The following is a 15,676-nucleotide window of genomic DNA, read 5'->3' on the forward strand; positions in this document are numbered from 1 at the left end:
CCCTACCTAAGTAGTTCTGCTGTTAGAACTCAATCTGTACGAGTGCCCACACAGATGATTGCTTCATATTTTTAAAGAACGGTGCGATGATTCAGCGCTTTGCTTCATCTCGCTAGGGGTGTGCATTCTAAGCATTCCCTATTTTTTGTCAACACTTAATTTTTAAGATTTCAAAAAAAGTTTAAACATTAAGTTTTACTCGACGCTGACTCGTTGTTGCTTTGCTTTAAGTTGCTCAGCGCTCCGTGTCAGTGGGGTCGCATTATAGGGCGATCCTTTTTTTGATCAAGTGTTTTTTTAAGAAAAGTGATAAAAATAGATCGTTCGCATAAAAAACACACTAGAACACTCTAAATATTAACTTTCCTATAATCTGTTATTTAATTTAGACAAAAAATGCCACCTGATTAGGTGGCATTTTATTACTTCTGTTAAAGCTACTAGTCTTTAAACTTTATATTTCGCAACTGCATCTCTTAGAACTTTTGCTTGTTCGGCAACTTCTTCACTACTTTGTGCATTCGCACTCGCATGGTCTGACGCAACTTGTGCAATATCCCGAATACGAACGACGTTTTTGTTTACTTCACTTGCTACTTGGCTTTGCTCATCAATTGCGGTGGCAATATGAGTACTCATATCCATAATGGTTTGAACATCTTCGGTGATCATACTCAGCAGTTCACCCGCTTTCTCTGCTTGCGACACACTTTCTCCACCTTGCTCACGGCACTGCTGCATAATATTAACTACTTCTCGAGTCCTCTGTTGTAAGGTAGATATGATACTTTCTATTTCTTGCGTTGAATCTTGAGTACGCTGTGCAAGCGATCGAACTTCATCAGCTACAACCGCAAAACCTCTCCCTTGTTCTCCAGCTCTAGCAGCTTCGATAGCCGCATTTAAAGCGAGTAAGTTTGTTTGTTCGGCAATGCCTCTAATTACATCTAGTACAGATCCAATAGTTTCTCCATCCTTTTCTAGTTGAGATACCACATCGGATGCACCGCTTAATGATTCTGATAATGCAATAATATGTTTAATTGTTGCATCAACCTCGGCACGCCCTTGTTGGGCATTGCCGTTTGTCGACTCAGCTTTTTGTGAAGCAGCCTCGGTATTATGAGCAATATCTTGAATGGTAGCCTGCATTTCAGTAGCTGCAGTTGCAACCATGTCAGCCTCATGAAGCTGCTCACTAACGCCAGCGCTCGTTTGGGCAGTAGACTCTGTTAAATGTGTAGTTGCATCATTTATTGTGTGCAACGCGCTATTTACCTCAGAAATCAAAATTTTGAAGTCGTTTATCAAACTGTTGAAGTCTCGGGTCATGATAGTAATTTCATCATTACCACTTTGCTCAATTTGTAGCCCCAAATTATTTTCTTTACGAATACGTTCTATCGTTAAGTAAACACGTTCCACCGGTCGAACGATTGAATTACTTGTTGAAAGTACCAGCACCATGACAGTAACTGCGGCAAAAGCAAAAACCGCAAATGCGATAAACTGAACATTATCAGAGCTCTTTGAAATTTCTTGTCTGGTTGCTTCAACGACCTTAGCAACTAGCTCTTCGCTTCTCTCAACACTACTTTTCATTTCACCTAAAGCACCGTCTTCAAGATTTAAGCCTAATTTAACTTGCGCGTTGACTAAATCATTAAACTTAGATTGGTACTCCATAAGAAGGCTTAATAACTCACTTTCATAACCTGCTGGAAATCCAGCAGATTTGATCTGGGTGGAAAACTTAGATATTAATTCTGACAGTTTACTTTGGTACTTTGTATCTAAGCGCAGCATAAAGTCTTTTTCGGCACGGCGTAATTGCAGCATCATAGCTAGCAATTCGTAATTTTCACGTTCCTTTAAAAGCGTTTCCACTTCATGAACCGCAGCCCGTAGTTCACCATAAAGCGCATCTTTTGGATGTAAGCCAATCTCTTTTTGTAGTTCTACTACATTTTGGAAGTCTGAATTATATTGACTTGCCAAACCTGCAAACTCATCAAGTCTGTCGCTATCAATGTCAAAATCATCAAACGTCTTTCTTAATTGAACTAACGTGTCTTGAAGGCGATTATATTCACTATCGAATTGTTTTAACGATTCTGGTTGTTTATAAAACAAGAAGTTTTTTTCATGCTTGCGCATCGTAAGCTGATGAATATTCAACTCTTTTGAATACTGAATAGCATTATTAAGTTGAAGCATCGTTTTTGCTTCATAAATGATTACAACCAACATTACAATCAACGCAACACCAACAACTAGCGCGTTCAATTGTAAGCGACGCTTTATAGTAAAATTTTCTAATAAAGCCATACTGTTACCCAAAAAAAATAAACCTAGGGATAGTATAGCCGAGAACTATATTTACTGCTGCAGTTAACATTGCAAAATGCTGAATTTACCGATTATGGGCATAATCACCCGTTACGCGGCCTTCAACATTTTGTAATTTACAGATTGCCATAGTTGGTGATGTAGCTTTTCAATATCAAACCAATGCCCGCTAACTAGCCATTCCACAAGAGGTGTTGGATCTGATGGAAAATCCACAGCGTCTACCATTGGTGATTCTAAGAATTCTTCCAACGCATTTGAACTTAGATAATGCATCACTTTAGCTCGCCCCATATTCTCAAGCGTTAAAGCGTTGCTTAACTGCTCGAACTGACCGCTTAACGGCTTTAATAGTAGTTTTTTACCAAATTTCATCGCTTCGCTAGAAAGTTCAAAGCCAGCATTAGCCACTATGCCACTAGTGTTAGCCAAATCCTTTAGAAAACCGTCTCGACTGGGAGCTCTGAGGTGAATGTTTGACAAAGACTGGTTCTGCGCATCAGGGTGATAGCAATAAAATTCTTTGTCGGGAAAATCTTGTAACAACTCAATGATTTTACTAAGTTCTTCAAAGGGCAAATAAACTAGTACTTTATTAGTAACCGACTGACACAATTTGTCGGGCACTTGGTAAGGAATAAAAGGTGGAATAATATTTTTTGCAAACGGCTGCCAATGTACACCCAAATGGATATTGGCGGGTGCGAAGCTTTTAAGCAGTTTACGCTTTAAAAAGCCGGCGCCCTCTACTGGCACTTCGGGAAATAAGAAGGAAGCCTGATGACTCATAGCAATAACAGGCACTTTTGCTAATTTACCAGCCCAAGCTGTGATGGGTTCAAAATCATTAAAAATTAAATTGTAGCTTGAGACATCTAAATGACGTACATCTTTATACAGCTGGCCTAGCTTGAGCTTTTTGAGCGTGTCTAATTTATTTATTTGTCCGCTTTGCGTGGAAAAACTTAGCCCTTCGCAACTTTGGTAATCGCCAAATGCTTCCATGTCAAAATATTTGTCTCTCGGTCTTCCCGAAAACAAATAATCGACCTCAACACCAAGGCGTGCAAAACACTCGGCCATGATCCTTGCTCTTGTTGTGTGGCCATTTCCTGTTCCTTGTACTCCATACAATATTTTCATAGCATTCCTACTAACCCTATGGCAAAACTTGCACAGCCAACACCCATAAGGGCACCGACAACCACGTCCAATGGATAATGCACTCCAACAACAACTCTTGATAACGAGACACCTGCAGCCCAAATTAACAGAGGTATTGACAAGATAGGGAGGTGCTCAGCTAAACAAGTAGCATACAACCATGCCCCTGCACTGTGCCCAGAGGGTAAGCTGAATTTATCTCCTGGCGTTAATAACGCTTTTTGTGAGAAACAATCACACGGCCGAACACGAGCAATACGCTTTTTTAGATAAAAATAAATTGGCCGCTCCAGCGCAAATGCCAATACCGCCGTTATTGCAAACGTCTGACCTAGCTGCTCGAGAAAAACAGCGCAGCCAATCGCTAACAAAACATACAAGCCGCCATTGCCGCTTTTGGACAAACCTAACGCAACCATCCGCCACCAATGTCTGGGGCTCGGGGTAAAAACCGCAAAATATAAAGCTGTGTCAAGCTGTGCTAGTTTGCCTTTCATAATGCTCAACTCACGTACTGTAGATAAATTCAGCATAGAAGAGCTAAATAACAAAACCGTGACAATTTTAAGACACTAATATGTAAGTTACTGTTTACCATTGCTAAGGGGATATATGGGAGTATACTGACCCTGACTTATGTTATTTTCAGAGGATAATAGTTATGGATTACAGCACTTCAGATTTATGTGACCACTTTGCTGATGTTGTTGACGTACTCGAACCTATGTTCATTAACTTCGGAGGCCAAGCTTCATTCAGTGGCCGTATTACTACCATTAAATGTTTTGAAAATAACGAGCTTATTCAAAGTGTACTTGAACAAGATGGAACTGGACGCATTCTATTAATAGACGGTGGTGGTTCTACACGACGTGCACTAATTGATATCGATCTTGCAGAGCTTGCTATGGAAAACAACTGGCAAGGAATAGTCGTCTATGGCGCAGTTCGCCATGTGGATGAACTAGAGGAATGCGATTTAGGTATTCAAGCTATTGCATCGATTCCTGTTGCTGCAGATAGTGAAGGCTCTGGCGAGCAAGGTATTCCAGTGAACTTTGCTGGCGTATCATTTTTTGAAGATGATTTTTTATATGCCGATAGTACAGGCATCATCATTTCTGCTGAAGAGTTACTTTTGGAACAAGAAGAGCAAGAGTAACCTTTATGAGAGATTACTTATATGTCTATAGTGAGGCTGATATTATCAGCCTCACAACTCGCAGAGAAAACGAACTTCGCTACTGGCAATCTCTTACCTTTTTAGACCCAAATGCTGATCTCGATGTCGCACTTAAAGATGCTGCCGCATTTGGTATCAAATATGTGTTAGTTGGTATCAATGAGGATTTTGGGCCAAGAGCAAATTGTGGTAAAGGGGGAGCAACTTTAGGCTGGCAAGCATTTTTACAACGCTTTTTGAATTTGCCGTCTAATGATTTTTTGACCCCAAACAACGTTCTCCTGCTGGGTGAAATAGACTGTGATGATTTACAAGAGCAAAGCGCTAGCCTAGATAACACCAAGCCCGAACAATTAACCTCACTTAGACAGCTGTGCGAGCAACTCGATGAGCGAATAGCAAATGTACTAAGTAAGGTATTTGCCGCTGGTTTAGAGCCAATTGTGATAGGTGGTGGGCACAATAATTGTTATGGAATTTTAAAAGCCTTATCAGAGACATCAAATAAGCCATGCCAGGCCATTAATTTTGACCCTCATGCTGATTTTAGAGCACTCGAAGGACGTCACAGTGGCAATGGCTTTCATTATGCTCATAACCACGGCTATCTTTGCGATTATCATGTGGTGGGATTACATGAGCAGAAAAATAATCAAGCAATATTAAACGCGCTACTTGAAGCCAAATATAGTTATATCAGCTACCAAGATATTTTAGTTAGTCGCAAATACTCTTTGACACAGGCCTGTGAAATCGGCCTAAATCGATTTGCACAAAGCACACCTTTAGGTGTAGAAGTGGATGTAGATAGCATTAGCTACATGCCGGTTAGTGCTTTTACTAACTGTGGCTTTAGTGTCGGTGATGCTGAGCATTTTGTTTATCTTAGTGCGCAGCAAACAAACACTCACTATTTACACCTCTGCGAAGCAGCGCCGGCGAATCACCCTCAAGGAGTTATGCAAGGGATGCTCGAAGCTGGACAAGTACTTAGTGGTCTAGTTTGTAGCTACTTAAGGGCCAAAAAACAACAAGTTTAATCGTTATCTTTAGATTGCCATTTATGTAACCAGCCCATGACACCTTTACTACTCATGGGTTGTGCTAAATAGTGCCCTTGTACTGCATCACATTTTAGTAGTTTGGCAAACTCAAGCTGAGCCTTACTTTCAATTCCCTCACAAATCACTGTTACCCCTCTTTGTTGTTGCATTGCAACAAGGTTTTTGAAGATAGCTAAAGCGCCTTCGGGTTGCGGCTGGGCTGTTAGTTCTGCGGATAATTTAATAAAATCCACCTGTAATTCAGACAATTGATTTAATTGAATGGGGGTTTGCCCAAACCTATCTATACCAATATGGACGCCTAGTTGCCTTAACTGCTCAATACGAGACAGTGTTTGCTGATCAATATTGAGGAACACTTGAGCTGGAAATTCTAATAAGATTTCCCCCGCCTGTAAGTAATGCTCTAACAAAATATGATCCATAAAGCTAAGGAAGTCTTGTTGCAGCATTTCTTGACCAAATATATTGATGTTTAAAGGCACTTGCAGGCCTTCCATTTTCAATGCCATCGCTAATTCAGCCGCACGCTCAATAACAAACCTCGCTACAGGTAATGCAAGTCCTGCAAGGCGAATATCCTCGATAAAGCTTTCTGCGTTGAGCAACCCTAATTTCGGATGTGGCCAACGTAACAAAAGCTCTAAATAAGCAATTTTACCGCCTTGTTGTGAAAAAGCAGGCTGGAAAAAAATCTCTAATTCTTCACTTATTTTAATATTTGCAAGTTCTCTTAATCGTACTTGTTGCTCTACTTGGCTTATTTGCATTTGCTGCTGATAGGCACATATGGATTGCTTAGGTAATTTATCAAGCGCTAAATAACCACACGATATCAGGCTATCAAACTGCCCTAACTCTTCGTCACAATTGACATAACTCGCACGAGCCGATATTTCTAGCGTACAACTACCAACATGAAATGGCTTGGCAATACACAGTAAAATATCGTCAATTAACTGCTCATGAAGATATTCAAAGCGCCCTAAACGACATACAAATGCGAAATGCAGTCCACCCAAATGAGCCAACCGACTCACCGAGTTACCATTGGGGATAGGAAATATATCCCTATTATTCAATTGTTGTTGGATCCTGTTCGCCGATTCAGCCAATAACGTATCGCCAAACTCTCTTCCTAAATGGGTATTTACCTGCTCTATGCCTTCTAAAAATACAACAACAAGTATAGCTGGCCCCGGATCTAGCCTTCTTTGCTCCTCATAGGCTTGCCGCAAACATGCTCGATAGGGAACACCTAATTCATTACCAAACAGCTTATTTTTGGGTAAGTCGGCTTGCGACTTCACTTGTGTATCAAGCCGCGTAGCATACAGGAGTCCAAAATAAATAGGAAAAAGCCCAAGGGCTGCAAAACTTATCGGCCATTGGGACAGTAAATAACCACTTAAAAAAATGGCATAAATACAAATGCTCCCAGCGACTAATTTACTCAGCCATGATGCAGAAAATGAAAACGAGTAAGCGTGATAAATAGCAAACACAATGGCTAGCATAAACATAGCCATAGGGATGTTTAAAAGCAGTAATAGAAAAGTAATAATACAAAGAGCCGCATGTAGACCTTTTAATAATACTTCCTTGGTAACTATGCACAGCATAATACCAGCAGTTGCGACGCCTCCCATTACCAAAGCGTCAAACAACGACACCGAATGTGCCGTTGATTCAGTAAATGTAGATAAAAAAGAGGTAAACCATGTTGATGACTGTGCTAGCACCTGCTTACCTTTTTACGGACAGTTAATATTGAATAAGTTTACCCGAGATCCATAGATTTGACAGATCGCTTACTCCAAATTGATAACTTAATTGCGCTGGGTGTTCAATATCCCAAAGCGCTATATCCGCCCGCATACCTTCTTTGAGCAAACCTCTATCATTTAGCCCAAGCGCTTTTGCTGCATGAATAGTCACCCCCTGAAGTGCTTCAAGCGGTGTCATTTTAAATAATGTGCAAGCCATGTTTAACATTAAGCGTAGAGAACACAACGGTGCTGTGCCAGGATTGAAATCGCTGGCAATCGCCATAGGTACTTGGTGTTTACGTAATAGCTCGATTGGTGGTAACTGCGTTTCTCGCAAAAAGTAGAATGCGCCAGGTAAAACGACGGCGGTTGTACCTGCTTTTGCCATCGCGATGACACCTTGTTCATCTAGATACTCGATATGATCCGCCGATAAACCAGAGAACTGTGCCACTAATTCGCTGCCATGTTGATTAGAGAGCTGTTCGGCGTGACATTTTATTTTGAGCCCTAGTTGCTGCGCTTTGGTAAATACTTTTTTTGTTTGCTCATAGCTAAAGCCAACATTTTCGCAAAACACATCAACAGCGACCGCCAAGTTTTGCTCAGCGACAAGAGGCAGCATTTGCTCGCAAACCAAGTCAATGTAGTCATCAGCTCTATCTTTATATTCCGGTGGCAAAGCATGCGCGCCAAGAAACGTACTTTGAATATCAACAGGGTGATGCTCATTAAGCAACTTGTTGACTTCAAGTAATTTCATTTCATTTTCGCAATCTAAGCCATAACCCGACTTACTTTCAACCGTAGTGACCCCTTCTCGCAACAAGCTGTTAAGGCGTGTTTTACCTTTAACGAATAAGCTTTCCATATCTGCTTGACGAGTTGCCCTTACAGTGCTGGCAATTCCGCCACCACTTTGCGCTATCTGTTGATAAGAAACACCATTTAAACGTTGTTCAAATTCTGTGGCTCGATTACCTGCAAACAAGATATGTGTATGGCAATCAATTAATCCCGGAGTGACCAATTGCCCTTTGCCGTCATGCAGAGGGGTTGCTAAAGCATCAAATTGAGGCATGTCACTTTGTTGCCCTACCCAAGCAATTTTGCCGTTTTTTATCATAATTGCTCCCTGTTCTAGCAAACCATATGGGCTTGGTATATCAGGGTTCATGGTGGCGAGCTTAACATTGGTGATAACTAAATCTACTTCAAGCATAACGGCCTCATTAAATAATAAAATTGTTAGGAGTGTAGCAAGCTTGCTTGTATATACAAGATAGATGTGCCATGTTTATTGATATGATTGCTATGTGAGTAACAAAAATGACAGCAGCTGCTCCTAAGTTTGCACAAATTAAACTACACATCATCAATAATATCCGTGCCGGAATTTGGTTGGAAGATCAACGCGTACCTTCTGAAAATGAATTAGCCGATCACTTTAAAGTGAGTCGTATGACAGCGCGCCGTGCACTTAGTGAACTTACCGACGCTGGAATTTTAACTCGCAGTCAAGGATTAGGCACTTTTGTAGCTAGCTTTAAATCGCAGTCATCACTTTTAGAGATTAAAAGTATTGCTGATGAAGTTCGGCAAAGAAATAATCAGTATTCATGTACCATTTTATCTCTTGAATCTATGGCCGCTTTGGCGCCTATTGCCATTGCTTTAGGCGTTGAAATTGATAGTCAAGTGTACCGCAGTGTACTGCTACATAATGAGAATGAGGTTCCGCTTCAAGTTGAGGAGCGATTTGTTAATCCAGCACTTGCACCTGACTATCTGCAGCAGAATTTTGATACCTTGACGCCTCACGATTATTTATCCAAAGTCGCACCATTAACTGAAGCAAGACATACCGTAGAAGCCATCATGCCTAATGCTGAAGTGTGTGAGTGGCTAGGTTTATTTAATGAAGAGCCTTGTCTGCAAGTGATCCGTCGCACTTGGTCGTCAATGGGGATCGTTAGTTTTGCTCGACTGATCTCACCGGGCAGTAAGTACCGCCTCGGTGGCCACTTAACATTCAAACGCGTGCAATAAGCTTCGGCCGATATTTAGGGGCTAAAAGATTATTAAGCCCCTAAATATCATATTGATAACTAAACCCTAGTTGGCAAATAAGGCGACCATCAATTACTCGCTCTGATTGCTCATCGCTTGCGAACGTGGGCGTTTCACTTCCCCACTGATCACATTTTTGCTGGTAGTAGCTTAATCGGGTTGGGTGCGCAGGATGGCATACATTATAGATATCATCAGCCTGAGGCCAGTTATCTAAAACACAGAAAATGGCATTAAGTACATCTTGCTGATGCACCATATTCACAAGGCCTTGTGACGAGCTGGAAAGTTGTTTACCTGCAACAAATCGACCCGGCTCTCTGTTTGGACCCACCAGTCCAGCTAAACGCAGTATTTTTCCACCACCGGCCTGCACCTTTTGTTCCGCGCTCACAAGTACACTTTGTCGACTACTCACATTCATATGAAGAACATCAAACTGCTCGTTAAAATTGCCATTCTCATTTGGATAGACCCCCGTACTTGAGCACAATAAAAAGCCCTTACGATTCAATTTTTTGCTCAGTAATAGCGCTTCATCTAGAAGTTGCAGATAATTACTCTCTTTTTGCCTAGCGCGAGGAGGAATAGCACATACCCACCAGGCACCTTCTAAAGAGACATTGCTTTGCAGTTTATCGTCTTTAAGACAAAAAACCCGCTCGTATTTTTCACTGGTAGGCTGTGTACGAGTCCCCTCTACTTGCCACCCTTTTTCTTTCGCTATTAGGCACAAAGGTTTACCTAGCCAACCGGCACCTAATACCACGAGTTTATTCATCTTGATGATTACCTTTTAAACAACTACGACTTGTGTACTGGCAAGAAAACCTCTGCGCTAAGGCCGCCTTCACGTCTATTTCGAAGCCTAACTTGTCCACCATGCGTTGTCACTATGCGCTTAATGATAGCTAAGCCTAAACCGCTGCCTTCACTACCACGCGCTTGGTCGCCTTGTTTAAAAGGCTCAAACACGCTTTCGAGTTCATTTTCAGGGATACCAGGACCTCGATCTTTTACTTTAATAACCACGTTCTTTTCTTTAGGTTGGTAGTGTGTACTCACCTCAATTTCACCATCAGAATAGCGTATGGCATTTTCTATCATGTTGGTCAAAACACGCTTCAAAGCCACCGTATTCATCAATACAGTTGGGTTTTCAGAAGCCGTTGACAGCTTTATGACTCGCTTATGCTTTTTCTCCGCTTGAACCACATCTTCAACCAACGCATTTAAGCGCTCCGAGGACATTTCACCACTGTGGTGATGGCGAAGGTATTCTATAAATTGGTCGATAATAGCGTTCATGTCTTCTATATCGTCAATAATACCTTCTTTTAAATAATCTTCTTCATCTGCCATCATTTCTGTTGCCAAACGTATCCGAGTGAGTGGCGTACGCAGATCATGAGATACGCCAGCCATCAGCAATCTACGATCGCTCTCTAGCTCAGCAATGCCTTTTGACATTTGATTAAAAGCACGAGTTACTTCGATGACTTCTGTTGAACCGCGCTCCACTAGGCGAGTCGAAAAATCTCCCACCCCTACGCGCCCTGCAGCCATTTGTAATGCTTTTAAAGGTCGGTTGAGGTGACGCGCAAACCACCAGCCTCCCAACACACTTAAAAAACCGATACTAGAGAGATAAAACACCAGAAATTCAAGCTTGGTTTCACTGAGTCCCGTCAAAGGTACTCTCACCCAATAACCAGGCGCCTGTGGTGCTTCAACCCAATATACGACAGGGTCACCTTGACTAATACGCACGCGTGCTGAGCCATTCAGTTGCTCCGACATACTTTTTGATAAAAGGCTATACTCTTTTGCTCGGTCTAAACCATTAATATACGCCTGTCGTTGTGTCATTACCTCAATGCCAGTAATTTCGAAAAACTTTTCCGACAATTTAGCATCTACTTCAACTCCATCTTCCCAATCAATGAAAACAGTTTTAACTTGCTTAGCTAGCATTAAGTTAACCTGTTCGAAGGTTGGCTTGAAAACATAAAGTGTGACGGTAATGTAGGAAACTATCTGATTTAATAACAGTAGTGCCCCGACAAAAAACACCGTTTGCCCAAAGGCACTTCTTGGAAATAAACTCATAAAAGCGAACTATTTTTGACCATCAGGTACAAACACATATCCCAAGCCCCACACTGTTTGGATATAGCGCGGATTAGCGGCATCCTCTTCAATCATTCGTCTTAAACGTGATACTTGTACATCAATGCTTCTCTCCAGCGCACTGTAATCACGTCCGCGAGCTAAATTCATTAACTTATCTCGACTTAGCGGCTCTCTTGGATGACTTACTAAGGCTTTTAGAACGGCAAACTCACCACTGGTCAAAGACAAAACGTCATCACCTTTATGCATTTCTCTAGTAGCTAAGTTCAGCTTAAAAATACCAAATGCAACTTCGTTTTCTTCCGCAGATGGCGCACCTGGTACTTCTTTGGCTCTGCGACGTAAAATAGCTTTGATACGTGCTAACAATTCGCGAGGATTGAATGGTTTTGGAATGTAGTCATCAGCCCCTAGTTCTAAACCAATTATGCGATCTACTTCATCACCTTTGGCTGTAAGCATAACTATTGGAATTTCATTTTCTTTTTGTCGTAGGCGTCGACAAATAGATAAGCCATCTTCGCCTGGTAACATTAAATCGAGCACCATTAAATGAAAGTTTTCACGCTCCAATAATCTGTCCATTTGTTCACTATTGGCCGCCGTGCGTACGATAAACCCTTGCTCAACGAGATAACGCTCAAGTAGGCTGCGCAAACGCATATCGTCATCAACAACCAGTACTTTAGTGGTTTCATTTCCCATACTATGTTCTTCTTGTTATAAATCACTTTAACCTAATATAATTGAAAAACAGCAAACTAGACACCATACCTGATAAGAACTTTTGTTACTGAAAGTTACAAATTTATAGTAATTGAATAAATTGGGAACAAACCAGTGGCTGTTTATTATCTTAAGCTGTAGAGCATTCAATCAAATCAACCAGATACATAGATATGAAGACCAACCTAATCACCCCTGAAGGGTATAGACAACTGCAACAAGAGCACGACCACCTGTGGCACGAAAAGCGCCCAGAAATCACCAAAATTGTGTCTTGGGCTGCAAGCTTAGGTGACCGCTCTGAAAATGCAGATTATACGTTTAATAAGCGATTGCTTCGTCAAATAGACCGCCGAGTCAGGTATCTGCGCAAACGCTTGCCTGAATTGAAAATTGTAGAATATTCAGAGCAACAAGCGGGCAAAGTATACTTCGGCGCTTGGGTCGAAATCGAAAATGACCAAGGGGATGTAAAATACTTTCGCATTGTAGGGCCCGACGAAATATATGAGCGTAAAGACTACATCTCAATTGATGCCCCAATGGCTAGAGCATTACTCGGCAAACAAGTAGATGATGAGTTTACTGTTCGCACACCTGAGGGAAACAAAACTTGGTTTGTGAATAGCATCGAATACAGCAGCTGAGGTTATTATTAATAGCTGCTATGATATCATTCAAATTATTTTCGCTCACCATGCACAAAGAGCGTATATGACTGAACTTTATAAGGATTTTGCATGAGCAACATCTCGGCTCGTTTAGCCCAAGAGCTAAACGCCAAAGAGCAACAGGTAATAGCTGCGACAGCTTTACTTGATGAAGGTGCAACAGTGCCGTTTATCGCACGTTATCGAAAGGAAGTAACCGGAGGCCTAGACGACACGCAATTACGTCTGCTTGAGCAACGTCTTGGTTACTTGCGAGAGTTAGAAGAGCGCCGTGCTTTTATTTTAAATACGATTGCTGAGCAAGGTAAGCTATCAGATAACTTAGCAGCCGATATTAATAATGCGCAAAGCAAAACCGAACTTGAAGATCTTTACCTGCCTTATAAACCAAAACGCAGAACAAAAGGCCAAATAGCCATTGAGGCGGGATTAGAACCACTCGCAGATGCATTGTTTAATGATCACAATTTAGACCCTGAACGTTATGCAGCAGAGTTCGTCAATGCCGACAAAGGCGTTGAAGATGAAAAGGCAGCTTTAGATGGTGCCAAGTTTATTCTCATGGAGCGCTTTGCTGAAGACGCTAAGCTACTGGCTAAATTTCGCCATCATATTCAACAAAACGGTCAACTTGAAGCTAAGGTTATTGCGGGTAAAGAAGACACAGGTAGCAAATATCGTGACTACTTCGAGCACAGCGAAAAGCTCGCCAAAGTGCCTTCTCATAGAGCGCTTGCAATGCTCAGAGCACGTAATGAAGGCGTCTTACAGCTCGCTATTAACCCTGAGCCCGATGTAGAAGACCCACAGCAATTTTGCGCCCAACTGATAGCCGACCACTATCAATTAAACATTAGCTCTGCAAATGCTAGTAAATGGCTTATGAGTGTTGTGCAATGGGCGTGGAAAGTAAAACTTGCTTTGCATCTAGAAAATGAGTTCTTGGGTACTTTACGTGAGCGTGCCGAAGCAGATGCAATTGATGTATTTGCTAAAAACCTCAAAGACTTGTTGATGGCAGCGCCGGCAGGTCCTCGCATAACAATGGGCATTGACCCAGGTCTACGTACTGGCTGTAAAGTCGCAGTCGTTGACGCTACAGGCAAGCTCTTAGCAACAAACACGATTTATCCCCATGCCCCACAAAATCATTGGGACAAATCACTGCGCACCTTAGAACAAGTATGTCGTCAGTATAAAGTAGAGCTGATTGCAATTGGTAATGGTACAGCCTCTCGAGAAACGGATAAGCTGGTTGCCGAATTACTCAAGTCGGCGAGCGAATTAAAGCTTAATAAAATAATAGTCAGTGAAGCGGGTGCATCGGTTTATTCGGCATCAGAGTTTGCGGCTAATGAATTCCCAGATTTGGATGTTTCATTACGCGGTGCGGTCTCTATAGCTCGCCGTTTACAAGACCCACTGGCAGAGCTGGTAAAAATTGAGCCTAAATCTATCGGTGTAGGCCAATACCAACATGACGTATCACAAAGCCAGTTGGGCCAGAGCCTTACGTCCGTGGTCGAAGACTGCGTAAACTCGGTAGGTGTGGATGTAAATACTGCTTCAGTCCCTTTGCTTACCAGAGTGTCTGGCTTAAATAAAACACTGGCAACAAACATCGTTAAATATCGCGATGAGCATGGTTCTTTTAGTAGTCGTAGTCAGTTAAAGAAAGTAGAGCGATTAGGCCCTAAAGCATTTGAGCAAGCTGCTGGTTTCTTAAGGATCATCAACGGTAAAGACCCTCTTGATAGTTCAGCAGTGCACCCAGAAGCTTACCCTGTTGTAAAACAGATATGCGAAGTGAAACAAGTTTTGGTGTCTAACCTTATTGGTAACACTGAGTTGCTTAATAAGCTTGTCGCCAATGACTTTACCAGTGAAAAATTTGGTCTGCCAACGGTCACTGATATTATTAAAGAACTAGACAAACCTGGTCGAGATCCTCGCCCTGAATTCAAAACAGCCACATTTAAAGCCGGTGTAGAAACCATAAACGATCTCAAAGTGGGTATGATTTTAGAAGGGGTTGTTTCTAACGTGGCTAATTTTGGCGCATTTGTCGATGTTGGTGTGCATCAAGATGGTTTGGTACACATATCGGCAATCACCAATAAATTTATCTCTGATCCTAGAGAGGTCGTCAAAGCTGGCGACATAGTGAAGGTTAAAGTGATAGAGGTGGATGCTCCTAGAAAACGCATTAGCTTCACTATGCGTTTAGATGATGAGATACATAGTGCACCAAAGTCACAACAACCTGCATCAAGCTCTCAAAAGCCTGCATCGCCAAAGGCTACCAACAAACCTAAGCCCAAAAGGGATACCGGTAATGCTGCAATGGGCAACGCTTTTGCTGAAGCATTTGCCAAATTGAAAAAGTAACGAAAAAGCCGCATCAATCGATGCGGCTTTATTATTACTCTTGTCTCGTCCTGAAATGTGTTTACACATTTAGGACTTATTATGACAAGTACAGATAAACAAAGAATTAAACGAACACAAAGAGATTATACCCTAGGCTTTAAATTAGCCGTGGTTGAG

13 protein-coding genes are annotated in these 15,676 nt (G+C 41.8%); 5 read left to right on the top strand and 8 right to left on the bottom strand.

Annotated features, from left to right (window positions below):
• Positions 1-447: 447 nt before the first annotated feature.
• From HC733_RS20370 to HC733_RS20380, 3 genes are all read right to left on the bottom strand, one after another.
• The gene (locus HC733_RS20370) at positions 448-2,328 is read right to left on the bottom strand and encodes a methyl-accepting chemotaxis protein (protein ID WP_190366825.1); all 1,881 of its coding nucleotides are present in this window, start codon (positions 2,326-2,328) and stop codon (positions 448-450) included.
• Between the two features lie 111 nt (positions 2,329-2,439).
• Positions 2,440-3,492, bottom strand: a complete 1,053-nt coding sequence (locus HC733_RS20375; RefSeq protein ID WP_190366826.1) for an MJ1255/VC2487 family glycosyltransferase — start codon at positions 3,490-3,492, stop codon at positions 2,440-2,442.
• Positions 3,489-4,010 carry a phosphatase PAP2 family protein gene (locus HC733_RS20380; protein ID WP_194710104.1) on the bottom strand — a complete coding sequence of 174 codons (522 nt, stop codon included), beginning with the start codon at positions 4,008-4,010 and terminating at the stop codon, positions 3,489-3,491. Before HC733_RS20380 ends, HC733_RS20375 begins: the two co-directional genes overlap by 4 nt.
• A gap of 164 nt (positions 4,011-4,174) precedes the next feature.
• Here HC733_RS20380 and rraA point away from each other — a divergent pair, with 164 nt between their 5' ends.
• Both rraA and HC733_RS20390 read left to right on the top strand, forming a co-directional pair.
• A complete protein-coding gene (rraA, locus tag HC733_RS20385) occupies positions 4,175-4,675 on the top strand; it encodes a ribonuclease E activity regulator RraA (protein ID WP_190366827.1) in 501 nt (166 codons plus the stop codon).
• Positions 4,676-4,680: 5 nt separating this feature from the next.
• Entirely contained in the window at positions 4,681-5,736 is a 1,056-nt protein-coding gene (locus HC733_RS20390; RefSeq protein ID WP_190366828.1) for a formimidoylglutamase, read from the top strand.
• Here HC733_RS20390 and HC733_RS23585 read toward each other — a convergent pair.
• Complete coding sequence (locus tag HC733_RS23585) at positions 5,733-7,502, bottom strand: EAL domain-containing protein (RefSeq protein WP_190366829.1); 1,770 nt, start codon at positions 7,500-7,502, stop codon at positions 5,733-5,735. The genes HC733_RS20390 and HC733_RS23585 overlap by 4 nt on opposite strands.
• A gap of 22 nt (positions 7,503-7,524) precedes the next feature.
• On the bottom strand, positions 7,525-8,751 hold the full coding sequence (gene hutI, locus HC733_RS20400) for an imidazolonepropionase (protein ID WP_190366830.1): 1,227 nt from the start codon (positions 8,749-8,751) through the stop codon (positions 7,525-7,527).
• A gap of 107 nt (positions 8,752-8,858) precedes the next feature.
• Here hutI and hutC point away from each other — a divergent pair, with 107 nt between their 5' ends.
• Positions 8,859-9,578, top strand: coding sequence for a histidine utilization repressor (gene hutC / locus HC733_RS20405; RefSeq protein ID WP_190366831.1), 720 nt, complete (start codon positions 8,859-8,861; stop codon positions 9,576-9,578).
• A gap of 40 nt (positions 9,579-9,618) precedes the next feature.
• Here the strand turns inward: hutC and HC733_RS20410 are convergent, their stop codons facing one another.
• Genes HC733_RS20410 through ompR form a run of 3 tightly spaced genes read right to left on the bottom strand, consistent with a single transcriptional unit; the run spans position 9,619 to position 12,437 of the window.
• Positions 9,619-10,380 carry an NADP-binding protein gene (locus HC733_RS20410; RefSeq protein WP_190366832.1) on the bottom strand — a complete coding sequence of 254 codons (762 nt, stop codon included), beginning with the start codon at positions 10,378-10,380 and terminating at the stop codon, positions 9,619-9,621.
• A gap of 23 nt (positions 10,381-10,403) precedes the next feature.
• Positions 10,404-11,708: a two-component system sensor histidine kinase EnvZ gene (envZ, locus tag HC733_RS20415; protein ID WP_190366833.1), complete on the bottom strand. Its 1,305-nt coding sequence runs from the start codon at positions 11,706-11,708 to the stop codon at positions 10,404-10,406.
• 9 nt (positions 11,709-11,717) lie between these two features.
• Positions 11,718-12,437: an osmolarity response regulator transcription factor OmpR gene (gene ompR, locus HC733_RS20420; RefSeq protein WP_190366834.1), complete on the bottom strand. Its 720-nt coding sequence runs from the start codon at positions 12,435-12,437 to the stop codon at positions 11,718-11,720.
• Positions 12,438-12,631: 194 nt separating this feature from the next.
• Between ompR and greB the strand changes: the two genes are divergently transcribed.
• Both greB and HC733_RS20430 read left to right on the top strand, forming a co-directional pair.
• On the top strand, positions 12,632-13,105 hold the full coding sequence (gene greB, locus HC733_RS20425) for a transcription elongation factor GreB (protein ID WP_190366835.1): 474 nt from the start codon (positions 12,632-12,634) through the stop codon (positions 13,103-13,105).
• A 93-nt stretch (positions 13,106-13,198) separates the two neighbouring features.
• Complete coding sequence (locus HC733_RS20430) at positions 13,199-15,517, top strand: Tex family protein (protein ID WP_190366836.1); 2,319 nt, start codon at positions 13,199-13,201, stop codon at positions 15,515-15,517.
• The last annotated feature ends 159 nt before the right edge of the window (positions 15,518-15,676 follow it).

It is taken from the genome of Pseudoalteromonas sp. S16_S37, assembly GCF_014694405.1.
Taxonomy (GTDB): Bacteria; Pseudomonadota; Gammaproteobacteria; order Enterobacterales; family Alteromonadaceae; genus Pseudoalteromonas.